Here is a 21,199-nt window from a genome sequence, read left to right on the forward strand (position 1 = left end):
TGTTCTTCAGCTTGTTCGGTTTTTTGCGATAACCTGCTGGATCCCCCGGTAATGGTCGTCGAGTCGCCGACGCGCCTGGCCGACGTCCTTGGCGGCGACAGCCTCGACGATCTCGTGATGGTCGCGCCATGTCGCCAGCGGCGTCGGATTATCGAGATTGGTGAAATTCGAGGCCTTGTTGAACGCCGTCCAGAAGATGTCGATCAGCGCGCTCAGCATGTGATTGTTCTGGCAGCGGAACAGCAGCTGATGGAATTGCTGGTCCTCTTCGGCGAAGCTCTCATGGCGCTCGGCACGTTGCCGCATGCGCTCGGTCAACTGGCGCAGCGCCTCGATGTCCTCGGCACTGATCATCTCGATCGTCTTGGCGATGAGGCCGGTTTCCAGCACCCGACGGATTTCGCGCAGCTCTTCGACATCGCGCAGCGAATCCTGCAAACCGTAGGCCAGGTTATCCAGCAGCGGCTTGAACGAGAACTCCTTGACGAACACGCCGATGCCGCGTCGTGTCTCCAGGATGCCGATCGATTCCAGCGCCTTGATGGCTTCCCGCACGGAGTTGCGGCCGACGCCGAGCCGCTGCGCCAGGAACGTCTCCGGCGGCAGGGGATCGCCTGCCTTGAGCTGGTTGCTTTCGATATAGGCCCTGAGGCTTTCCTGCACGGTGACGTGAAGCAGCGGCGGTCTGCTCAACGGTTCGATCGACTTCAGTTCCGCCATCCCACTGCCTTCATCATCCGCTGAAGCTTGCCCGCTGCTTGTCGTATAGCCACTTGTAGGATATCCTGCAAGCCCATAACAAAGCTGCTGCCTCCGAATGAAGATTACCCTCGCCGGCTCGAGCCACTGGCACGCCGAAATACACCTCGACGCCGCACGCTTTTACGGCACGGAGATCGCCGGTATCTGGGACGAGGATCCTGGCCAAGCGCAAGCGTTCGCCGCGCACCACGACCTGCCGTTTATCGAAGATTTCAAGGAGATACTCTCCAGCCCGCCGGATGTGATCCTGTTGATGGGGCACCCTTCGATGGTGCCGGCGCGGGCACGTGCGATCATCGCGGCAAGGATACCGCTGATCCTGGAGAAGCCGGCGGCCAGCCATACTAGGGAACTGATGGCGCTGCGCGACCTTGCCAGGCAGTACCAGACTTTTGTCGCTGTTCCCCTGCCCAACCGTTTCGGGCCGGCCGTTGCCGGCCTTGAACGGCTGCGCCGGCAAGGTCGCGCCGGCCCCGTGGCGCATTGCCAGTTCCGGCTGGTCAACGGCCCGCCGCAACGCTACATCGCCGACGGTGTCGCCTGGGTGCTCGACCCGGCGGTTGGTGGCGGGGGTGCATTGAGGAATCTCGGCATACACGGCGTCGACGCGGCACTCAGCCTCGCAACCGGCAAGCTCGGCCTGAAAAGTGTTTCGATCGCGAACCGCATTCATCCCGGCCCGGTCGAGGATCACGCACTTCTGGTGCTGGAAGACGAGGCCGGCGCGCTGTTCATCGTCGAGGCCGGTTACACCTTTGCTTCGATGCGCCCCGGCGGTGACTTCGAGTGGCGCATCGTCAGTGCCAATGCCACCCTCATCGATCATGGCGACCATGTTATCTGCGCAACGCTCGACGACGCGGCAATCGTCGACTTGCCGGTCGAACTGCCGGCAACGCGCTATCGTCTGTTCATGCGCGATACGCTTGACCGGCTGGCCAGAAAGGCGCCTCCGCCGGTGTCCATCGAAGATTATGTTGCGGCGATGTCGCTGATCGACGCCGCTTATCAAAAGGCAGGACCATGATTGGAATAGGAATTATCGGCGCCGGCGATTTCGGCGCAGCCCATGCGCGGGCAATCCGCGAGGTTGGAAATATTCGCCTCGTCGCCGCCTCTCGAGGAAATGCCGACGCACTGCAGCAATTCACCGCTGAACATGGCGGCCGCGGCTACGCGGACTGGCGAAGGCTGCTGGACGACAAGGAGGTCGATGCGGTCCTCATTGCCAGCCCGCACCATCTCCATGCCGAAATGGCCATCGGCGCGGCAAAGGCCGGCAAGCATATCCTGCTCGAAAAACCGATGGCGCCGACGGTGGCTGCCTGCGATGCGATCAACGCCGCCGTGGCCAAGGGTGGCATCAAGCTGATGGTCGCCCACCTCATGCATTTCGCCCTGCCCTGCATGGCGGCCAGGCAAATTCTGGAGGAAGGCGAGCTCGGCCGGCCGCTCGCCGGATCGAGCTGGATCATCAAGCTGTGGATGGAGCACAATCGCCGCGACTGGCATCTGCGCAAGGCGACCGGCGGCGGCATGCTGTTGACGGCCGGCATCCACGCGGTCGATCGCCTGGTCTGGCTGATGGATGACGATGTCGTGTCGGTGAGCGGCATGCTCGGCGCCAAGTTCCATGACCAGGAAGCAGACGACAGCGCTCTGCTCGGATTGCGCTTCGCCGGCGGCGGCATCGGCCAGGTGCAGAGCGTCGGCTATCGCACCGGCGCCACCACCTATGCCATGGATCTGGTCTGCGAGCGGGGAACGCTGCGCATCGACATGGACCGCGGCACCATGCTTGGCCGCGAGACGGTCTGGACCGAGCTGCCCGGTTCCTTTGAGCCGAACTGGATGCATAACGCGCTGGTGCGCGAATGGAACGCAATGCGCGATGCCATTGCCGATGACACGCCTGTGCCGGTCGACGGCATCTATGCGCGCAAGATCATCGCTATTATCGAGGCTGCCTTCGCGTCGAACGAAACCCGCCGCGAACACGAGATCGCCGGTGGACGCTGACCTCGACGACCATCTGGCCCGCTTGCCCGCACACGCACCGCGCGGCATCTGGGGCGCGGTGATGCTGGCCATCGACGATCGCGGAGCGATCGACTGGCAGGCGACGGAAGAGACGATCGCCCGGCTCTGCGCCTCAGGCGTCGACGGCGTCTATTCCAATGGAACGGCCTGCGAATTCCATTGCCAGACCGAGCCCGAATTTGACCGGCTTTGTGAGTTGGTCGCAACCATAGCCGGCCGCGCGCGCCTTCCTTTCCAGATCGGCATCAGCCAGTCCACTCCGCGCGTCGCGCTGGAGCGACTGACGCGGGTCGCCGGACTTCGCCCGGCGGCGGTGCAGTTCACGCTGCCCGACTGGTGGCCGCCCAGCGACGACGAGGTCATGCGCTTTGCCGGCGGCCTGTGCGACGCCGCGCCTGAAACGCCGCTGGTGCTCTACAATCCGCCGCACGCCAAGCGCCACCTGACGCTCGACGGCATCGCCAGTCTGCGTGCGGCCGTGCCATCGCTGGTCGGCGCCAAGCTGCCGGGCGGCGACGCCGGCTGGTATGCCGACATGCGCCGCAAACTGGACGGATTTTCCGTCTTCGTCCCCGGCCACACGCTGGCAACAGGCTATGCTGGAGGGGCCCATGGCAGCTATTCCAACGTTGCCTGCCTCAACCCGAAGGGCGCGATGATGTGGTGGCAGATAATCCGCACCAACATGGCCGCCGCTGCCGAGGTCGAGGCCCGCATACAGGCCTTCCTCGCCGCAAATGTCCTACCGTTTCGCACCCGTTACAATGTCGGTGATGCAGCACTCGACAAGGCGATGGCGGCAGCCGGCGGCTGGGCGCCGCTCGGCCCGCGACTGCTCTGGCCCTACAGCTCCGTTCCCGATCAGGAAATACCGGCGCTGGCCAGGGCGGCTCACGCGGCTTTCCCGGAATGGTGTAGACCCGTCACCAAGGCGCGGACGACGGAGGCGCTTCAGCAGCCGGCGCGTGCTCCCTGTATCGAGCGTGACGCAAACGCCCCCGGCTGAGGGACATCGGCCTCGCGCCGTGCCAGCGAATTGCGCAAGAGCGCGATCGCCTCGCGGCCGGCGGTCGCAATCTCGCGTGGCCTGTCGACGCCGACGATCATGAACTCCTTGATCCCCAAAGCGGCGTAAGAAAGCAGCGAAAGCGCGACCTGCGCCGGCGGCCCGGCAAGTTCGAGCGCCTTCTGGCAGGAAGCGGCCGGTTTGTCTTCCGTACGGATTCGGACGGGAAGCGCGAAACGCAGCTTGCCGGCCCGGCCGTGTTCGGCAGCAGCGCCGCGTACGCGCTCCATTGACTGGCGGATTTCTGCAAGCGAGCCAGGCGCCAGCTCGAACACGTCCGCATGCCTGCCCGCGACCCTGAGCGCAGTGCCCGACTGCCCGCCCATGCGGATGGTCACATCGGCACCATGCGGCCCCTTGCGCGGCACATAGCCGCCTTTGATGCTGTAAAAGGTGCCTTCATGGTCGAACGGCCTGTCGTTCGACCACAACCGCTTCAGCAGCACCAGATATTCATCGATGCGTTGCCAGACCACCGTATGGCCGGCCGGACGTGCCTCGGCATCGTCGTCGCTCAGCGGCTCGCTGAGCATCCTGAGCGACAGCCGGCCACCGCTTCTCGCGTCGAGGGCAGCGAGCTGCCGCGCCGCCACGGTTGGTTCGATCACGCCTGCCCAATGCGTGAGCACGACCTCCAGGGACGAGGTCCGGTCCAGCGTCTGGGCGGCAAGGTCCATATTGGTCAGCAGCCCGGCCTGGTCGTCGATGACGATCTTCCGGAATCCGGCATCCTCGATCAGTGACAGCTTCGTCGCGGTCTCGACATAGTCGTAGAAAAAGCTGGCGTCGGCAGCGTGGATCTTACCGGGAACATGCGTGAACTCGATTGGCATTGCCATCTCCTCCATCACGTTGGAATCAGGGCGCGCAAAAGCGCACCGGCATTCGGTTCATCAACTCCGGAATTTCTGCAAACGGCAGGCCGCTATCCCGAGGAAGCCTCGATGATCAGAGCCTTGACAATCAGGGGATAAGCCCCAGTACCACTGCCCCGGTGAATACAAACGCAAGGGCAAAGACGAGATAGGCGAAAGCGCCGGCATAGGCCGGCCGCCACACCTGGTCGGAACCCAGCCTTTGGCCTTTGCGGGCAGTCTGAGCGTTCTGGCTATAGGACATATCGACCTCCGTCTCGGCGCTTAATCTATAAAATCAGTAGACTTTGTCGAGTGCTATTTTCGCGCGATCCTTAGAACAATTTTCTCCAAACGGCGGACAAATTAGTGCTTTTACTGCTTAGCGCTGCCTTTCGCGGCATGCCGGGGTGACGGCAGGAAACGTCAGGTCCATATGTCTGTGGCTCCTTGGCCATCCAATGGATGAGGGATAGCATCGCTTCAGCGGAAAGCCGCGACGTCACGGCAAGGCAGCAGGGAGCAAACCATGGGCACAAGACTGGCCGGCAAGGTCGCCATCATTTCGGGCGGCGCGACGGGAATGGGCGGTGCGGCCTCGGAGCTTTTCGCGGCCGAGGGCGCCAAGGTGGCGATCGTCGACCGCAACGGCGAAGCGGCGGCGGCCACCGCAGCGGCAATCAGGCAACGCGGCCATGTCGCCGAGCACTGGGTCGCCGACGTATCGGATGAGGCGCAGGTCGAAGCGGCGGTGAAGGGCGCGACGGAAAAATTCGGCCCGTTCACGGTTCTGTTCAACCACGCCGGCACCCTCGTCATCAAACCCTTCCTGGAGACCACGCTGCAGGAATGGGACTGGCTGCATGCCGTCAATGTGCGTTCGATGTTCCTGATGACGCGTGCCGTGCTGCCCGGCATGATCGCCGCCGGCGGCGGTTCCATCGTCTGCACCTCGTCGATCTCGGCGGTGGCGGCGACGCCGATGGAGGTGCTTTACGACACCACCAAGGGCGCCTGCCATATGTTCGCGCGTGCCATCGCCGTCGAGTTCCGCGACCGCAACATCCGCTGCAATGCGGTCTGTCCAGGCTTCATCAGGACACCGCATGGCCTGCGCGAGGTCGCCGATCTCGACAAACTCGGCGTCGATGTCTCCGACGCGGCAATGGCGGCGCAACAAGGGCGGATCGGCGAGCCGGAAGAGGTCGCGAAGGCAGCCCTGTTCCTGGCCAGCGACGAGGCCAGCTTCGTCAACGGCGCGCATCTGTTCGTCGATAACGGCTTCACCGCGATGTGAAAGGCGAAGCGCCGCTACCGCTCTTCGCGCCGGAACGGCTTGAGCAGCGCCGACGGGGCCACCGCATTGCGCGACATCACCGCCATAGCGACGATGGTGAAGATGAACGGCAGCATCAGGAACGCCTCGTAGGGGATATGGCCAAGCCCGCTCGCCTGCATGCGCAACTGCAAGGCGTCGACGAAGGCAAACAGCAGTGCCGCGCCTGCCGATCGCCACGGATCCCAGCGGCCGAAAACGACGAGCGCGATTGCCACCCAGCCACGCCCGGAAACCACGCCGAAGGTGAAGGCGTTGAATTGCGCCATCGACAGGAAGGCACCGGCCAGTCCCATCAAGGCACCGCCGAGGATCACCGCCTGGAAGCGTGTTGCAATGACGCTGACGCCGGCAGAATCGGCGGCACGCGGGTTTTCGCCGACCATGCGCACCGACAGGCCCCAAGGCGTGCGGTAGAGCACGAAGGCGGCCAGCGGTATGGCCAGCATCGCCATGTAGACCAGCGAGAACTGGTTGAACACCGCCGGCCCAAGCACCGGAATGCCGGACAGGATCGGGATCGGCAGCGTCTCGAATCCCTTGATGCTCGGCGGTACCGATTGCTGGCCGAAGATCAGCCGGTAGAGGAAATAGGCAAGGCCGGAGCTAAACAGCGTCACGCCGATGCCGCAGACATGCTGGCTGAGGCCGAGCGCTACAGTGAACAGCGCGTGCACGGCGCCCATCAGCGCCCCGGTCAGCACCGCCGCTAGCACGCCAAGCCAGAGGCTGCCGCTGAGGCTCGCCGCGGTGAAGCCGGTCATCGCCGACAAAAGCATGATGCCTTCGATGCCGAGATTGAGCACCCCGGCGCGCTCGGAGAACATCTCGCCCAGCGTCGCGAAGGCTAGCGGCGTGGCGATGCGGATGATCGCGGCAAGGAAGCCGACCTGGAAGATCTGTTCCAGCACCACGCTCATTTGGCTATTCCCACGCGACGGATGCGATAGGCGGTGAACAGCAGCGCCACCAGCATGGCGAGCAGCGCAGTTCCCTGGATGACATCGCTGAGGAAGGCCGGAACGCCGGTCGCCCGCGACATCGCCTCGGCGCCGGTCATGACGGCGGCAAGGAAGATCGCCGCCGGCACCACGCCGAGCGGATTGAGCCTCGCCAGCATGGCGACGACGATGCCGGAATAGCCATAGCCCGGCGAGATGTCGCTCATCACCTGGAAATGCACGCCGCCGACCTCGCCGACGCCCGCAAGGCCGGCCAATGCGCCAGACAGCAGCGCCGTCGAAATCAGCACCCGCTCGACATTGATGCCGCCATAGCGCGCCGCCTCGGGGTTTTCGCCGGTGACCCTGATGCGGAAGCCGAGCGTCGTGCGCGCGACCACGAACCAGATCACCGGTGCGGCGACCAGCGCCGCGACGACGCCGAGATGCAGCCGCGTGCCTTCGAGCAGCACCGGAAAATTGGCCGTATCCTCGATCGGCGGCGAGATCGGGTAGCCGCTGAAACTGTCCTTCCATGGCCCCTCGATCAGCGCCATCAATGCATAGAAAATGACCGAGTTGAGCAGCAGTGAGCTGACCACGTCATCGACCCTGAATTTTACCCGCAGCGTGGCGGGGATCAGGGCGACGGCCGCGCCGGCGGCAGCGCCCGCCAGCGCCATCAGCAGCATGGCGAGCGGCCCCGGCATCGGGATTGCACCGACGGCACAGCTCGCCACCGCACCAGCCAGCAATTGCCCTTCGGCGCCGATGTTCCAGAATTTGGCGCGGAAGGCGACCGCCACGGCCAGTCCGGTGAAGATCATCGGCGCGGCACGCACCAGCGTTTCGGTGACGGCGTAGCTGTCGCCCAGCGACGCCGAAAACATCACGCCATAGGCCTCGACGACGCCGGCGCCGGCCAGTGCGATGAGGCCGCTGCACAGGATCAGCGTCGCGCCGATTGCGAGCAGCGGCAGCGCCAGATTGAACCAGGCGGGCGTTGAGGTGCGGGCCTCGAGACGGAACATCAGGCATGGCCCTCCGCGCCGGTCATCATCAACCCGAGTCTGGCGATGCTGGCGTCGGCGCTGTCCAGCGTGCCGACGATGCGGCCCTCATACATCACCGCGATACGATCCGAGAGCATCAGCAACTCTTCCAGATCCTCGCCGATGACGACGATGCCGCAGCCCTTGGCGCGCATGTCGAGGAATTTTTCGTGGATGAAGCGCGCAGCGCCGATGTCGAGGCCGCGAGTCGGCTGCGAAACGATCAGCACCTTCGGATCGAAAGCGAGTTCGCGCGCCAGAAGCGCCTTTTGCAGATTGCCGCCGGAAAGCGCCCCGGCGCGCGTCATCGGCCCGGGGCAACGTATATCGTAGGCCTTGATCTGCGCCTCGGCGAAGGCGCGGATCGCATCCGGCTTGAGCAGGCCGTTGCGGCTGAACGCCGCCGTGCCGATGCGCGGCAGCACCATCGAATCGGCAAGCGGCAGATTGGTGACCAGCCCGGTCGTCATGCGGTCTTCCGGGATGCGGCCGAGGCCGAGCGCCTGGACTGTGCTCGGCGAGAACCGCGAAACCGTTTTGCCGGCTATGGTCATCTTCCCGGCATCGGGCGCACGCACGCCGGAGATGACCTCGGCAAGCGCGCGCTGGCCATTGCCGGAGACGCCGGCGATGCCAAGGATCTCGCCGCCACGAACCGACAGCGAAACATCGCGCAGCGCCATGCCGGAATGATGCAATGTCGAGATACCGTCGAGGGTCAGCACGGCCGCACCGGGCATCGACGGTCCTCTGGCCGGAGGCACGATCTCGTGGCCGCACATCAGCCGCGCCATCTCCGAGGACGTGGTGCTGGCCGGCGCATCGACGCGGCCGGCAACGCGCCCATGCCGGAGCACGACGCAGCGATGCGTCAGCGCCCGCACCTCGGTGAGCTTATGCGAGATGAAGATGATGCCGAGCCCTTGTGCCGCCATCGAGCGCAGCGCCGAAAACAGCCCGTCGACCTCGGTTGGTGCCAACACCGCCGTCGGCTCGTCGAGGATCAGCAGCCTTGCGCCGCGAAACAGCGCCTTGACGATTTCGAGCCGCTGTTGCTCGCCGACCGACAGCGCCGAGACGGGGAGGTCCGGGTCGAGCGTCAGCCCGTGCTGGCGGCCGATCTCGGCGAGCCGCGCCAGCCCGCCGGCGCGGTCGATCCGGCCCGATCTGCCGGGAATGCCGATCAAGAGGTTCTCCAGCACCGAAAGCCGCGGTGCGAGATGAAAATGCTGGTGCACCATGCCGATGCCGGCGGCCAGCGCATCGGCCGAACTGTTGATCGCCACCGACCGGCCCTGCACCAGGATCTCGCCGGCATCGGGCGCATAGGCGCCGAACAGCACGTTCATCAGCGTCGTCTTGCCGGCGCCGTTTTCGCCGAGCAGCCCGAGGATTTCACCCGGCGCGACGCTGAGATCGACGGCCTCGTTCGCCTTGACGGCGCCAAAGCTCTTGGAGATGCCGCGCATTTCGATGAGAGGGGCAGGCGTTGACAAGGGTGCTCCCGATCGGAATTGGCTTTACGATTCAGCTTTGATCGACGGGAATGCGCTGCACCCCCCTCTGGCCTGCCGGCCATCTCCCCCTCAAGGGGGGAGATCGGATGTCACTTCGGCTTTCGCAAATCGTCAGCGCTGAAGAGGAGGGCGCTGTCGGCGAAGCTGCTAATCTCCCCCCTTGAGGGGGAGATGGCCGGCAGGCCAGAGGGGGGGTGCGACAAGCACCAACCCCAAAAGACAGAGCCCTAATCCGAGACCGGCGTATTCTCATCGACGTCGACGCGGAAATTGCCGTCGAGGATCTCTGCCTTCTTCTTCTCGACCAGTTCCTTGACCTCGGCCGGCAGCGTCTTGTCGAACTTGTGGTAGGGCGCGAGGTAGGAGCCGCCCTTGGCCATGCGCGAGAAATCGCCGTAATCCTGCGCGGTGAAGACGCCGGCCTTGACCAGCTTGATCGCCTGCTCGACGGTCGGATACATGTCCCAGACCGGCCCGGTGATCACGGTGTCGGGGCCGAGGCTCGACTGGTCCGACATGTTGGAGATGGCGAGGATCTTCTTCTCCGCCGCCGCTTCGATGACGCCGAAGCGCTCGGCATAGATGACGTCGACGCCGGCATCGATCTGGGCGACGGCCGCTTCCTTTGCTTTTGGCGGATCGAAGAACGAGCCGATGAAGGCGACCTTCTTCTTGATGTCGGGATTGACCTCCCTGGCGCCGGCAAAGAAAGCGTTGACCAGCCGGTTCACTTCCGGAATGCCCATCGCCGCGACGGCGCCGACCGTGCCTGACTTCGACATCTTTCCGGCGATCATGCCGGACAGATAGGCCGGCTCGTGAATCCAGTTGTCGAAGACGCCGAAATTCGGCTCGGCCGGCCCGGCGCCGGAGCCGAACAGGAAGGCGGTCTTCGGGAACTGCTTGGCGGTCCTGCGCGATTCGCGCTCGGCGGCGAAGGCATCGCCCAGCACCAGCTCATAGCCGCCCTGCGCATATTCGCGCATGACGCGGCTGAAATCGGCCGTCTGCACCTTCTCCGACCATTTGTATTCGATGCCGAGTTCCTTCTCGGCCTTCTGCAGGGCAACGTGGATCTGGTTGTCCCACGGCTCCTCGATCGGCGTGGCGAAGATCGCCGCCACTTTCAGCTTCTTGGTCTTGGCAAAGGCGCTGCCCGGCAGCATCGCCGCCGCCAGGCCGAGCGCGCCCAGCTCCAGCACGTTGCGTCGCGAAAGCCCTTCGCGTTTCGATTGGATTCTGCTCTTCCCGTTGTCCATTGCATGCCCCTCTGATTGGCGCCGTGTCGAGCCGGCTCTCTTCTCCGGAATATCGGCGAAGGAACTATGGAGCGGTGCCCGGCTTTTGTCCACATGGTCAAATTTGAGTGGGCGGAACGCACCATTAGATGGCCCGGCAAATCGACGCTTGCTCACAATCTCTCCAGCGCCACCGCGATCCCCTGGCCGACCCCGATGCACATGGTGGCAAGTGCATAGCGGGCGCTACGTTCGCGCAGCTCCAGCGCCGCCGTGCCGGTGATGCGCGCGCCGGACATGCCGAGCGGATGGCCGAGCGCGATGGCGCCACCATTCGGGTTGACGTGCTCCGCATCCTCGGCAATGCCGAGCTGGCGCAGCACGGCGATGCCTTGCGAGGCGAAGGCCTCGTTGAGCTCGACGACGTCGAATTGCTGCGGCGTCAGGCCGAGCCGGGCACACAGCTTTTGCGTGGCCGGCACAGGGCCGATACCCATGATGTGCGGCGCCACGCCGGCGGTGGCACCGCCCAGAACACGGGCGATCGGCGTCAGCCCATATCTTTTCGCGGCTGCTTCCGAGGCGACGATCAGCGCCGCCGCGCCGTCATTGACGCCCGAGGCATTGCCGGCCGTAACCGTGCCGCCTTGTCGGAACGGCGTCGGCAACTTGGCCAACGCTTCGATCGACGTGCCCCCGCGGGGATGCTCATCTCTGTCGACAACGACCGGATCGCCCTTGCGCTGCGCGATCGTCACCGGCGTGATTTCCTTTGCCAGCCGGCCATTGGCTTGTGCGGCTACAGCCTTGTCCTGGCTGCGCACGGCAAATGCGTCCTGGTCGGCGCGGGAGACAGCGAACTCTTCCGCCACGTTCTCGCCGGTCTCCGGCATCGAATCGACGCCGTATTGCTTCTTCATCAGCGGATTGATGAAGCGCCAGCCGATCGTGGTGTCGTAAATCTCGGCATTGCGCGAAAAGGCGGTCTCTGCCTTCGGCAGCACGAACGGAGCGCGGCTCATCGATTCGACGCCGCCTGATATCATCAGCTCCGCCTCGCCGGCCTTGATGGCGCGGGCAGCAATTATCACCGCATCCATGCCCGAACCGCAGAGACGGTTGACGGTCGAGCCCGAAACCTCCTTGGGCAGGCCGGCCAGCAGCAGCGCCATGCGCGCCAAATTACGATTGTCCTCGCCGGCCTGGTTGGCGCAGCCATAGACGACATCGTCGATAGCAGCCCAATCAATGCCTGGATTACGCTCGACCAGCGCCCTCAGAGGTATCGCGCCGAGATCGTCGGCACGGACCGCCGACAGCGAGCCGCCGAAGCGCCCGATCGGCGTGCGGATGTAGTCGCAGATATACGCCTCGGCCATTATGCCGCCTCTCTCTTGCACTGACGATTTCTGCTCCCGGCCCGCCATCTTGGCCGCATTCTCCTTGAGACGAAAGCACATCTCGCTGCCGGCCGTTAGGCCAACGAGAATTTCAGCTGCCGCCCGCCGGGAGCGGCGGATCAGCCGATGCTTTCTCCACCGTCGATCACCAGCGCCTGACCGGTCATGAAGGACGAGCGGTCGGAGACGAGGAACAGGATCGCTTCGGCGATTTCCTCCGCGCTGGCCCAGCGCTGCATGGGAATTTTGGTGCGGACATAGTTCTCGATCGCCGCCCGCCCGCCCATCTGCGCGATGAACGGCTCGTTGAAGGGCGTATCGACCCAGCCGGGGCACAGCGCGTTGATGCGGACATTGTGTTTGGCATAGTCGAGCGACATCTGCCGGGTCATCGCCACCACTGCATGTTTTGACGTTGCGTAGGCGATCATTTCGCGGTCGTAGAACACACCCGAATTCGAGGCGGTATTCAGGATCACCCCGCCGCCTTGCGCGATCATCGACGGCATGACCAGCCTGGCCGCGAGGAACTGCGCCCGCACATTGATCCGCCAGGAGGCATCCATGCCGTCGGCGCCGACTTCGGTCAGCGTGCCGCCGACCTGGATCCCGGCATGATTGTGCAGGATGTCGATCCGCCGATGCCGCCCCAGCGTTCCCGCAATGAGCTGCTCGACCGCCGCATCCTCGCCGACGTCGGTGGCGACGGCCTCGGCCCGACCGCCGGCCGCACGAACGTCGGAAGCGGTTGCTTCCCCCGCCGCCTGGTCCCTGTCGGCGATCACCACGAGCGCGCCTTCCCTGGCCATCATCATGGCGCCGGCACGCCCGATCCCCGACCCGGCACCCGTCACCACGGCGATGCGATCTCTCAGAATCATGTTTTTGTCTTTCAGTGTGATGGTTTTCGTTGCCGCAGTTGCCATTGGGCAAGCACAACGAGCAGAACGGAGGCGACGAGCACGATCGTCGCGATGGCATTGATCTCCGGCGTGACCCCGCGCCGGATCGAGGCGAAGACATAGATCGGCAATGTCGTCTGTGCGCCGGCGACGAAGAAAGCGACGATGAAATCGTCGAAGGAGAATGTGAAGGCGAGCAGGAAGCCGGCGATCACCGCCGGCATGATCTGCGGCAACACGATGCTGCGGAACGTCGTCAGCGGGGTAGCGTAAAGATCGCTCGAGGCCTCGACCAGATTGCGGTCGAGGCTGCCGAGGCGCGTGCCGACAATCATCGCCACCAGCGCCATCGAAAACAGCCCGTGCGCGGCGATGATCGAGCCATAGCCGAGCGCCAGGCGCGGTGGCTGGTCGTTCGGCCACAGCGAAGCGACAAACGGGTTGACCACCCCGAATAGCTGGACCAGCGCGACCAGCGTCGAGATGCCGATGACGACGCCAGGAACGACGATCGCAGCACCCAAAAGCGCATCGAAGACGGCTCGCGTCCGCGCGCCGACACGCGCCAGGCCAAGCGCGGCCGCCGTGCCGCACAGCGCCGCCAGCAAGGCGCTGGTCGTGGCGATGAACAGGCTGTTCTTCAGCGCTTCGACCAGGAACGGGTTTGCCAGGGCCTTGCCGTACCATTGCATCGAGAAGCCAGTGAACTCGCTGGCGTGGTGGCCGGCGTTGAACGAAAACAGCACCACCAGCGTGATCGGCAGGTAGAGAAAGGCAAAGACCGCAACGACGAAGGCACGCATCAGATCAGGTCCACCCGGCGGGCACCCGAAAGCCGGGTCGAAATGCGGTTCGCGGCAAGCAGCACGACCACTGAAACCGCCACAAGTGTGATGGCGATTGCCGATCCGAATGGCCAGTTGCGCGATTGCAGGAACAGATCGACCAGCGCGTTGCCGATGAAGAAGACCTTGCCGCCGCCGAGTAGCGTCGGGATCAGATATTCGCCGAGCAGCAGGATCATGACCAGCGAGAAGCCGGTCATCACACCTGGCAGCGACAGCCGCAGCGTCACGCCGAGGAATGTCGAGATCGGCGTCGCGCCGAGATCGGCGGAGGCCTCCAGCAACCGGCGGTCGAGCCGCTCGAGGCTGACATAGATCGGCAGGATCATCAGCGGCAGATAACCATAGACGATGCCGAGCAGAACCGCTCCCGGCGTGTTGATCAGCCGCACGTCCTCCAGCCCGACATAGGCCAGCAGAGCTGGGATGCCGCGCCCGCCAAGCACATACATCCAGGCATAGGTTCGCATCAGCAGGCTGGTCCAGAACGGGATGACGACAAGCGCCAGCAGGATCAGCCGCCACCGTTCCGGCGCGCGCAAAGCGAGGTAATAGGCGACCGGATAGGCAACGAGAAGACAGGCCAGTGCGCCCGCCGGCGCCAGCATCATGGTGTTCCAGAAGGCGGTCGCCCGCGCCGGAAGATTGGCATACTGCGCCAAGGTGAAAGCGGCCTGATAGCCGCCTTCCGGCGCCCGCTCGCCGACGCTGAAAACGGCGATCGCCACGAACGGCAAAACTAAAAACACCACCAGCCACGCCGTTGCTGGACCGAGCAGCAGGGCGGTCAGGAGATTGTGACGAAGGACGTTGCTGCGCATTGAAAAAACCGCCCCGGTGCCGGCGGACATCTGTCCGCCGGGGAGTTGCCTGCATCGAGCCTGTGGCCTGCCCGGTTCAAGCCGACTTGAAGCGTGCCATCAATTCGGCCCGGCCCGGATCGGTTAGCGTCGCAGCCGCACCGAATTCGAGCGGCTTCAGCAGATCCGCCGCCGGATAGAGGATCGGATTGTCCAGCACCTCCTTGGGCAGCAGCGCATTGACCCGCGCATCGGTGGAAGGCGCACCGTTGGCCAGGTGCTCCTTGACGGCGACTTTCGGGTTCATCAAATAGTTGAGCAAGGCATAGCCGGCAGGCTTGTTCGGCGCATCCTTGGGTATTGCGTAGAAGTCGGTCCAGATCTCGCCGCCTTCCTTGCCAAGCACGTAGGCGACTTCGGGGATGTCGCGGTGGAGCTGCGCCCCGTCATTGGTCCAGCACATTGTCATCCAGGCGTCACCGGCACGCATCGACGGCTGATAGTCGCTGGAAACGGCGAACAGATGCCGCTTGACCTTCAGCAGCAATTCCTCCGCCTTGGCGAGTTCGTCCGGCTTCAGCGAGTTGAACGAGAAGCCGAAATATTTCAGCGCGTTGCCGATCGTGGTCAGCTGGTAATCATGAACCATGGTCCGGCCGTCGCCCTCGGCCATGGCCGTGTCCCAGAATTCCTTCCAGCTTGTCATCGGCTTGGTCAGTTTCTTGGTGTTGACGGCAAAGCCGGTGGTGCCCCAATTCTTCGGCACCGCATAGGTCACCCCATCGATCGTGCCTTCCCCAGTGAAGCGCGGGTCTTCTTGCGAGCCGTCATAATTGGCAAGCTTGGCCATATCCAGCGCCTCGATGATGCCAAGCTTCTTGTAAGTCGAGATCGTGTAGTTGGTCGGAACGAAAAGGCTCCAGCCCGAGGCGCCGGCCTGCAGCTTGGCCAGCATCTCCTCGTTTGACCCGAACACGTTCACCTCGACGGCAACGCCGGTTTCGGCCATGAAATTCTCGAACGTCACCGGGTCGTGATAATTGGGCCAGGTGGCAATCGACATGCGGTCGCCAAGCCCCTCCTGGGCGAAGGCTGGCGACGGCATGATGCCGAGTTCGCGGGCCATTACTGCCGTTGCGATGCCTAGGCCGGTGACGCCAAGGAACTCGCGGCGGCCGATGGAACCGCGCTTGAGGCGCATCAACTGGTCGACGAATTTTTCAGGGCTTATCGGCAGTCCGTCACGATACGATTTCGACATTTTTGTTTTCCCTCTGGTTGGTCCCGTTATTCTCCGGAAACGCCAGCGGCGTTCCGGCTGTAAAGCCGACGGCGACGGGTTCACCCGGCTTGAAGAGATTTCCACCGCCAACCAGATGATCGGCCTTGGCGAGCAGTGTCCCGATGCCTTGGACCTCGATTGCATATTCCGCGGTGGAACCGAGAAAGATCCGGTTGCGGACAAGCCCGTTCAGCCGGCCGCTTCCGGGCGCGCCGAGACTTAGGGATTCAGGACGCAGGCTGACCGAGACGGCTTCGCCCTGGGCTAGCGAAGTGCGCTTGCGCGCGGCGATGACGGTGCCGTCGGCAAGCGCTACCTCGACGAGCTTGCCCGAGAGCCCGACGACCTTGCCGCTCAAGAGATTGGTCTTGCCGACGAAATCGGCGACGAAGAGGTCGGCGGGTTCGTCGTAGATTTCGCTCGGCTGCCCAAGCTGGACGATGCGCCCGCCATTCATGACGCAGACGAAATCGCTCATCGACAGTGCCTCTTCCTGATCGTGGGTGACCAGGACGAAGGTGATGCCGATCTCGCGCTGCAGGTTCTGCAGCTCTATCTGCATGTCGGTGCGCAGCTTCTTGTCGAGCGCCGCCAGGGGCTCGTCGAGCAGCAGCACCGCCGGCTTGTTGACCAGCGCCCGCGCCAGGGCGACACGCTGCTGCTGGCCGCCGGAAAGCTCATGGATCTTGCGGCGTCCATAGCCGGCAAGCCGAACCATGGCGAGCGCCTCGCCTGCCTTCAGGCTGATCTCCCGCGACGACAGGCGCGGCCGCGCCTGGCGTAGGCCATAGGCGACGTTGTCCGCCACATCCAGATGCGGAAACAACGCATATTGCTGGAACACCATGTTGACCGGCCGCCGATAGGGCGGCGTGCCGGCCATGTCGCGGCCACGGATGAATACCACACCTTCGCTTGGCTGTTCGAAACCGCCGATCATGCGCAAACAGGTTGTCTTGCCGCAGCCGGACGGCCCGAGCAACGCGACAAAGGCAGACGGCGGGATGGTAAGATCGATGCCGCTGACCGCGATCACGCTGCCGTAGCGTTTGGTGACCCCGCGAAACTCGATGTCGGGCACTGCGGTCAAGGCTGCGGGCTCCAGCGGCTGGTTGGTCTCGAAACGCTATCAGAGCCAATGGCGGCTAGTATATACCTCCCAGGTGGTATATTTCATCTATTTTCTCGTCTGGAGGGGTATGAATTGGGCGTTTCACGCAGCGATGAATACAGCCGGCTCGCTGCGCTCATCGCAGCGACGCGGGAGACGAGCGGCGAGCTTTTCGGCAAGGCGATGGTCGCCTGGCTCCGCCAGCATGTCAGCTTCGATCATTGCGTGATCTTCGGCTATCGCGGCGCCTCACGCCCGCCGCTGCTGTTCGAGACATTCTCGCCGGCCGAAAGCCACGTCTTCGTCGCGCTCTATCAGGAAGGGCCTTATCTGCTCGATCCGTTCCACCATGCGGCAGTCGAGCGCAAGGAAGGCTTTTGGCGCATGCGCGAATTGGCGCCGGATCGCTTCTATGCCAGCGAATATTACCGCTCCTATTACAGCCAGACCAGGCTTGCGGAGGAGGTCGGCTTTTTCGTGCCGCTGCCGGGAAAGGACGCGCTGGTGGTCTCGCTAATGCGATTGCGCGCTTCGGGGCCGTTCGGAACCGCCGATGCCAGGTTGCTGCGCGACATGGCGCCTGCGGTGATCAGCCTCGTCAGGCTGCGCTGGCCTACCCTTCCGGCTGACGGACCGGTTGGGACGAAGCAAGACGAGGCGATTGCTCCGGTCAGTGAGTTCGAACGTGCTCACATCTGGAAGAGCCTTTCGCTCACGCCGCGCGAACAGCATGTTGTCGATCTGGTGCTTCAGGGCCATTCCACGGAATCGATTGCCAGGGCGATGCGCATCGTGCCGGGAACCGTAAAAGTTCATCGCCGCAACATTTACCGCAAGCTCAAGATAAAGTCGCAGGCGGGTCTGTTCGCGCGTTTTGTCGAGATCATGGACGCACGGATTCGGTAGTCCCGAGTTCAGCCGGCAGCGCCGTCCCAGGAACCGGTTTCGGCCATCTGCCTGAGCCCGGGTGCCACTCGAAAGACATCCTTGCCGGTCTGCTGGTGCCAGTGATCCAGCCGCCGGATGATCTTGTCCACGCCTTCGAGGCTCGCCCAGAACATCGGCCCGCCCTTGCCGACCGGGAAGCCGTAGCCGTTGACCCAGACGACGTCGATATCGGAGGCGCGGGCGGCAATCTTTTCCTTGAGGATTTTGGCGCCCTCGTTGATCATCGGATAGAGCGTCCGCTCGATGATCTCCTCGGCGCCGATCGCGCGCGGTGCAATACCGCGCTCGGCAGCCTTGTTGCGGATCAGCGCCTCGACATCGGGATCGGGCAGCGGCGTGCGCGAACCGCCTTCGTAGCGATAGAAGCCGCTGCCGGTCTTCTGGCCGAAATGTCCCTGTTCGCACAACGCATCGGCGATCACGGCCGTCTGGCCACGCGCCTTGCGGTTGCGCCAGCCTATGTCGAGGCCGGCGAGATCGCTCATCTCGAACGGCCCCATCGGCCAGCCGAAATCGGTGAACACCTGGTCGACCTGGCGCGGCATTGCGCCTTCCAGCAGAAACGTCTCCAGCTCCGCACCGCGCGCCGCCAGCATGCGGTTGCCGACGAAGCCGTGGTAGACGCCGACAACGACCGGCACCTTGCCGATCCGCCGTGCCAGATCGACGATGGTCGCCAGCACGTCGGGCGAAGTCTTGTCGGCGCGGACGATTTCCAAAAGCTTCATGACGTTAGCCGGCGAAAAGAAATGCATGCCGAGGAGATCCTGCGGCCGCGACGTCGAAGCGGAGATTTCGTTGACGTCGAGATAGGAGGTGTTGGTGGCGAGGATCGCGCCCGGTTTGGCCACGGCATCGAGCCTGCCGAAGACATCCTTCTTGACCGCCATCTCCTCGAACACGGCCTCGACGATCAGGTCGCAATCGGCAAGATCGGCATAGTCGGTGGAACCCTTGAACAACCCAAGCCGTTGGCGCTTGGCGTCTTCGCTCAGCGAGCCGCGGATGACGGAAACGGCATAATTCTTGTTGATCGTCGCCAGCCCGCGTTGCAATGCCTCCTGCGTTGTTTCCAGCAAGGTCACGGGAAGACCGCCGTTGGCGAACGCCATGGCGATGCCGCCGCCCATCGTGCCGGCACCGATGACGCCGACCCGGGCGATCTTGCGCCTGACGACGTCCTTGCCGGCAATCTTTGCCGCCTCACGTTCAGCGAAGAACAAATGCCGCTGCGCGCGTGATTGGTCCCCGGCGACAAGCTTGACGAACAGGTCGCGCTCCGCCGCCAGCGCTTCGTCGAAGGGCAGCGTCAGGGCGTTGCGGACCGACTGCGCACAGGCGATCGGCGCCTCGAGGCCGCGTGCTTTGCCGGCAAGCACTGCCGCTTCCTTGTCGAACGCCGGCAAGTCGGCCTGGTCGAGGCGATCATTGCGGTCGCGCACCGGCGTGAACGGACCGCCTTTCGCGGCCGTTTCGTTGGCGAAACTCACCGCTTGCGCGGTCAGGTCGCCATCGAAGACGGCATCCACCAGGCCGGCGGCGAGCGCCTCGGCCGCACCGATCGGCGTTCCCGAAACGATCATGTTGAGTGCCTTCAGCGGACCAACCAAGCGCGGCAGGCGAACCGTGCCGCCGCCGCCGGGCAGCAGGCCGAGCTTGACTTCCGGCAGGCCGAGCCTTGCCGTTCGGTCGGCAACACGGAAATGGCAGCCGAGCGCCAGTTCCAGGCCGCCGCCGAGCGCAGTGCCGTGAATGGCCGCGACCGTCGGCTTGGCGATGGTTTCCAGCATGGCGACTAGGGCGCCCAGGTCCGGTTGCCGCGCCGGCCTGCCGAATTCGGTGATGTCGGCGCCGGCGACGAAGGTCCGCCCGGCGCATGCTATCACGATTGCTCCGACCGACGGCTCGTCGCGCAGGGAAACGAGCGCCTGCATCAGCGGCTCGCGCACATGGAAGCTCAGCGCGTTGACCGGCGGATTGTCGATGCTCACCACCGCGACGTTGCCGTGCCTTGTAGTGCTGACGAAATCGAACACGCAAACCTCACGCAATGATGTTGGCCAATAGCGCGACGGGATTTACAGCGCTGGCATGCGGATGGGAACCACGTGTTTTGCGGGCCGGATCGATATCCCCTCGCCGCCGGGTGGCCTTGCCTTAGCGCAGCGCCTTCTGCCCACCGGCGGCGGTGATGACGCCGACGATGATCAGCCCTGTCAGCACCAGGCGGACGCCGACGCTGACGCCGAATGTGTTGAGCATGGTCAACAGCAGCACCAGGAACAGCGCCGCGCCCCAGACCCCCGGCACATTGGCCTTGCCGCCCGCCACCGACGTGCCGCCGATGACGACGACCGCGATCGAGGCCAGCAGATACTCATTGCCGATATCGACATTGGCGCCGCGGAAATAGCCGGCGAGCAGTGCGCCGTCGAGGCCGCCGAGCGCGCCCGACAGCGTGTAGGTGAGGAAGCGGGTGCGGCCGACATTGACGCCGGCCAGCCAGGCAGCGCGGATGTTCTGGCCGATCGCCAGCACCGAGCGTCCGTAGATCATGCGCTGCAAAACGATGCCGGCGCCGATGGTGAACAGCACGGTGAGGATCGCCAGCACCGGGATGCCGAAGACCTGCCAGTTGGTGAAATCGGCAAAGCCCGGCGGCGGCTTGATCTGCAGGCCCCGCCCATAGCTGATATCGACCGACTGGATGACGAAGCTGGCCGACAGCGTCGCGATGATCGGCGGAATGCGCAGCGCCCAGATCAGCAGATAGTTGACGGCGCCGATCGCCATGCCGCAGGCAAGCGCTGCCAGCAGGCCGACCGCGATCATCGCATCATTGCCGTCCATGACCTTCATGGCGACGGCGCTGGCAAGGCCGATATTGGCCGGCAGCGACAGGTCGACATTGCCCGGCCCGAGCGTGATGACGAACATCTGCCCGACGCCGACGATGACCGTGAAGACGGCGAGCGACAGCGCCGCCGTGATCATGCCGCCGCCGCCATAGCCGCCGGTGAAGGCGATGGTCGCCAGCCACACTAGCAGCGCCCCGAAGAACGACCAGATCCAGGGTCTGGCGAGCAGTGTCCGCAGCGAAGCCAT

General features: G+C 64.3%; 20 protein-coding genes. 5 read left to right on the forward strand and 15 right to left on the reverse strand.

Translation table 11 applies throughout. The features are described from left to right. Window positions 1-6: 6 nt before the first annotated feature. Window positions 7-720, reverse strand: a complete 714-nt coding sequence (locus NKI52_RS02625; RefSeq protein WP_352696935.1) for a FadR/GntR family transcriptional regulator — start codon at window positions 718-720, stop codon at window positions 7-9. Between the two features lie 97 nt (window positions 721-817). Here NKI52_RS02625 and NKI52_RS02630 point away from each other — a divergent pair, with 97 nt between their 5' ends. The 3 genes from NKI52_RS02630 to NKI52_RS02640 are packed head-to-tail and all read left to right on the forward strand — an operon-like array spanning window position 818 to window position 3,808. Then, complete coding sequence (locus NKI52_RS02630; protein ID WP_352696937.1) at window positions 818-1,789, forward strand: Gfo/Idh/MocA family protein; 972 nt, start codon at window positions 818-820, stop codon at window positions 1,787-1,789. After that, window positions 1,786-2,781 (forward strand): Gfo/Idh/MocA family protein, encoded by a 996-nt coding sequence (locus tag NKI52_RS02635; protein ID WP_023678173.1) that lies wholly within the window; start codon window positions 1,786-1,788, stop codon window positions 2,779-2,781. The genes NKI52_RS02630 and NKI52_RS02635 overlap by 4 nt, the downstream gene beginning before the upstream one ends. Further along, window positions 2,771-3,808, forward strand: coding sequence for a dihydrodipicolinate synthase family protein (locus NKI52_RS02640; protein ID WP_352696939.1), 1,038 nt, complete (start codon window positions 2,771-2,773; stop codon window positions 3,806-3,808). Before NKI52_RS02635 ends, NKI52_RS02640 begins: the two co-directional genes overlap by 11 nt. Here the strand turns inward: NKI52_RS02640 and NKI52_RS02645 are convergent. Together NKI52_RS02645 and NKI52_RS02650 are read right to left on the reverse strand one after the other, a co-directional pair. Next, window positions 3,754-4,701 (reverse strand): LLM class flavin-dependent oxidoreductase, encoded by a 948-nt coding sequence (locus NKI52_RS02645; protein WP_352696941.1) that lies wholly within the window; start codon window positions 4,699-4,701, stop codon window positions 3,754-3,756. The genes NKI52_RS02640 and NKI52_RS02645 overlap by 55 nt on opposite strands. Window positions 4,702-4,831: 130 nt before the next feature. Then, complete coding sequence (locus NKI52_RS02650) at window positions 4,832-4,987, reverse strand: hypothetical protein (RefSeq protein ID WP_023678176.1); 156 nt, start codon at window positions 4,985-4,987, stop codon at window positions 4,832-4,834. Between the two features lie 264 nt (window positions 4,988-5,251). On the opposite strand from NKI52_RS02650, the gene NKI52_RS02655 reads away from it, so the two are divergent. After that, complete coding sequence (locus NKI52_RS02655) at window positions 5,252-6,019, forward strand: SDR family NAD(P)-dependent oxidoreductase (RefSeq protein ID WP_352696943.1); 768 nt, start codon at window positions 5,252-5,254, stop codon at window positions 6,017-6,019. Between the two features lie 14 nt (window positions 6,020-6,033). Here NKI52_RS02655 and NKI52_RS02660 read toward each other — a convergent pair whose 3' ends face one another. The 10 genes from NKI52_RS02660 to NKI52_RS02705 all read right to left on the reverse strand — a co-directional run bounded on the left by NKI52_RS02660 (window position 6,034) and on the right by NKI52_RS02705 (window position 17,125). Then, entirely contained in the window at window positions 6,034-6,978 is a 945-nt protein-coding gene (locus NKI52_RS02660) for an ABC transporter permease (RefSeq protein ID WP_352696945.1), read from the reverse strand. After that, window positions 6,975-8,030, reverse strand: coding sequence for an ABC transporter permease (locus NKI52_RS02665; RefSeq protein ID WP_352470745.1), 1,056 nt, complete (start codon window positions 8,028-8,030; stop codon window positions 6,975-6,977). The genes NKI52_RS02660 and NKI52_RS02665 overlap by 4 nt, the downstream gene beginning before the upstream one ends. Then, the gene (locus NKI52_RS02670; RefSeq protein WP_502896697.1) at window positions 8,030-9,520 is read right to left on the reverse strand and encodes an ABC transporter ATP-binding protein; all 1,491 of its coding nucleotides are present in this window, start codon (window positions 9,518-9,520) and stop codon (window positions 8,030-8,032) included. The genes NKI52_RS02665 and NKI52_RS02670 overlap by 1 nt, the downstream gene beginning before the upstream one ends. 275 nt (window positions 9,521-9,795) lie before the next feature. After that, window positions 9,796-10,827 carry a BMP family protein gene (locus NKI52_RS02675; RefSeq protein WP_352648129.1) on the reverse strand — a complete coding sequence of 344 codons (1,032 nt, stop codon included), beginning with the start codon at window positions 10,825-10,827 and terminating at the stop codon, window positions 9,796-9,798. Window positions 10,828-10,979: 152 nt separating this feature from the next. After that, window positions 10,980-12,185: a 3-oxoadipyl-CoA thiolase gene (gene pcaF, locus NKI52_RS02680; protein WP_352574544.1), complete on the reverse strand. Its 1,206-nt coding sequence runs from the start codon at window positions 12,183-12,185 to the stop codon at window positions 10,980-10,982. Window positions 12,186-12,325: 140 nt separating this feature from the next. Further along, a complete protein-coding gene (locus tag NKI52_RS02685; RefSeq protein WP_352574542.1) occupies window positions 12,326-13,087 on the reverse strand; it encodes an SDR family NAD(P)-dependent oxidoreductase in 762 nt (253 codons plus the stop codon). Window positions 13,088-13,098: 11 nt separating this feature from the next. Then, window positions 13,099-13,911, reverse strand: a complete 813-nt coding sequence (locus NKI52_RS02690) for an ABC transporter permease (protein WP_352574540.1) — start codon at window positions 13,909-13,911, stop codon at window positions 13,099-13,101. Next, on the reverse strand, window positions 13,911-14,774 hold the full coding sequence (locus NKI52_RS02695) for an ABC transporter permease (protein ID WP_352648122.1): 864 nt from the start codon (window positions 14,772-14,774) through the stop codon (window positions 13,911-13,913). The genes NKI52_RS02690 and NKI52_RS02695 overlap by 1 nt, the downstream gene beginning before the upstream one ends. Window positions 14,775-14,850: 76 nt before the next feature. Next, on the reverse strand, window positions 14,851-16,014 hold the full coding sequence (locus NKI52_RS02700) for an ABC transporter substrate-binding protein (protein WP_352696947.1): 1,164 nt from the start codon (window positions 16,012-16,014) through the stop codon (window positions 14,851-14,853). Then, on the reverse strand, window positions 15,995-17,125 hold the full coding sequence (locus NKI52_RS02705; RefSeq protein ID WP_352696949.1) for an ABC transporter ATP-binding protein: 1,131 nt from the start codon (window positions 17,123-17,125) through the stop codon (window positions 15,995-15,997). Before NKI52_RS02705 ends, NKI52_RS02700 begins: the two co-directional genes overlap by 20 nt. 114 nt (window positions 17,126-17,239) lie before the next feature. On the opposite strand from NKI52_RS02705, the gene NKI52_RS02710 reads away from it, so the two are divergent. Then, window positions 17,240-18,052 (forward strand): helix-turn-helix domain-containing protein, encoded by an 813-nt coding sequence (locus tag NKI52_RS02710; RefSeq protein WP_292657193.1) that lies wholly within the window; start codon window positions 17,240-17,242, stop codon window positions 18,050-18,052. A gap of 8 nt (window positions 18,053-18,060) precedes the next feature. On the opposite strand, the gene NKI52_RS02715 is transcribed toward NKI52_RS02710, so the two are convergent. Together NKI52_RS02715 and NKI52_RS02720 are read right to left on the reverse strand one after the other, a co-directional pair. Then, complete coding sequence (locus NKI52_RS02715; protein ID WP_352696951.1) at window positions 18,061-20,130, reverse strand: 3-hydroxyacyl-CoA dehydrogenase NAD-binding domain-containing protein; 2,070 nt, start codon at window positions 20,128-20,130, stop codon at window positions 18,061-18,063. Window positions 20,131-20,251: 121 nt separating this feature from the next. After that, window positions 20,252-21,199, reverse strand: coding sequence for an ABC transporter permease (locus tag NKI52_RS02720; protein ID WP_023678189.1), 948 nt, complete (start codon window positions 21,197-21,199; stop codon window positions 20,252-20,254).

The sequence above is a fragment of the Mesorhizobium sp. M0590 genome, from assembly GCF_040320905.1.
In the GTDB taxonomy this organism is placed as follows: domain Bacteria; phylum Pseudomonadota; class Alphaproteobacteria; order Rhizobiales; family Rhizobiaceae; genus Mesorhizobium.

Coding starts and splice junctions, on each gene's coding strand:
- NKI52_RS02625 (WP_352696935.1), bottom strand. CDS start 720: ATGGCGGAACTGAAGTCGATCGAACCGTTGAGCAGACCGCCGCTGCTT.
- NKI52_RS02685 (WP_352574542.1), bottom strand. CDS start 13,087: ATGATTCTGAGAGATCGCATCGCCGTGGTGACGGGTGCCGGGTCGGGG.
- NKI52_RS02690 (WP_352574540.1), bottom strand. CDS start 13,911: ATGCGTGCCTTCGTCGTTGCGGTCTTTGCCTTTCTCTACCTGCCGATC.
- pcaF (WP_352574544.1), bottom strand. CDS start 12,185: ATGGCCGAGGCGTATATCTGCGACTACATCCGCACGCCGATCGGGCGC.
- NKI52_RS02645 (WP_352696941.1), bottom strand. CDS start 4,701: ATGCCAATCGAGTTCACGCATGTTCCCGGTAAGATCCACGCTGCCGAC.
- NKI52_RS02695 (WP_352648122.1), bottom strand. CDS start 14,774: ATGCGCAGCAACGTCCTTCGTCACAATCTCCTGACCGCCCTGCTGCTC.
- NKI52_RS02670 (WP_502896697.1), bottom strand. CDS start 9,520: ATGCGCGGCATCTCCAAGAGCTTTGGCGCCGTCAAGGCGAACGAGGCC.
- NKI52_RS02650 (WP_023678176.1), bottom strand. CDS start 4,987: ATGTCCTATAGCCAGAACGCTCAGACTGCCCGCAAAGGCCAAAGGCTG.
- NKI52_RS02665 (WP_352470745.1), bottom strand. CDS start 8,030: ATGTTCCGTCTCGAGGCCCGCACCTCAACGCCCGCCTGGTTCAATCTG.
- NKI52_RS02700 (WP_352696947.1), bottom strand. CDS start 16,014: ATGTCGAAATCGTATCGTGACGGACTGCCGATAAGCCCTGAAAAATTC.
- NKI52_RS02655 (WP_352696943.1), top strand. CDS start 5,252: ATGGGCACAAGACTGGCCGGCAAGGTCGCCATCATTTCGGGCGGCGCG.
- NKI52_RS02675 (WP_352648129.1), bottom strand. CDS start 10,827: ATGGACAACGGGAAGAGCAGAATCCAATCGAAACGCGAAGGGCTTTCG.
- NKI52_RS02720 (WP_023678189.1), bottom strand. CDS start 21,199: ATGGCTTCGCTGCGGACACTGCTCGCCAGACCCTGGATCTGGTCGTTC.
- NKI52_RS02660 (WP_352696945.1), bottom strand. CDS start 6,978: ATGAGCGTGGTGCTGGAACAGATCTTCCAGGTCGGCTTCCTTGCCGCG.
- NKI52_RS02635 (WP_023678173.1), top strand. CDS start 1,786: ATGATTGGAATAGGAATTATCGGCGCCGGCGATTTCGGCGCAGCCCAT.
- NKI52_RS02630 (WP_352696937.1), top strand. CDS start 818: ATGAAGATTACCCTCGCCGGCTCGAGCCACTGGCACGCCGAAATACAC.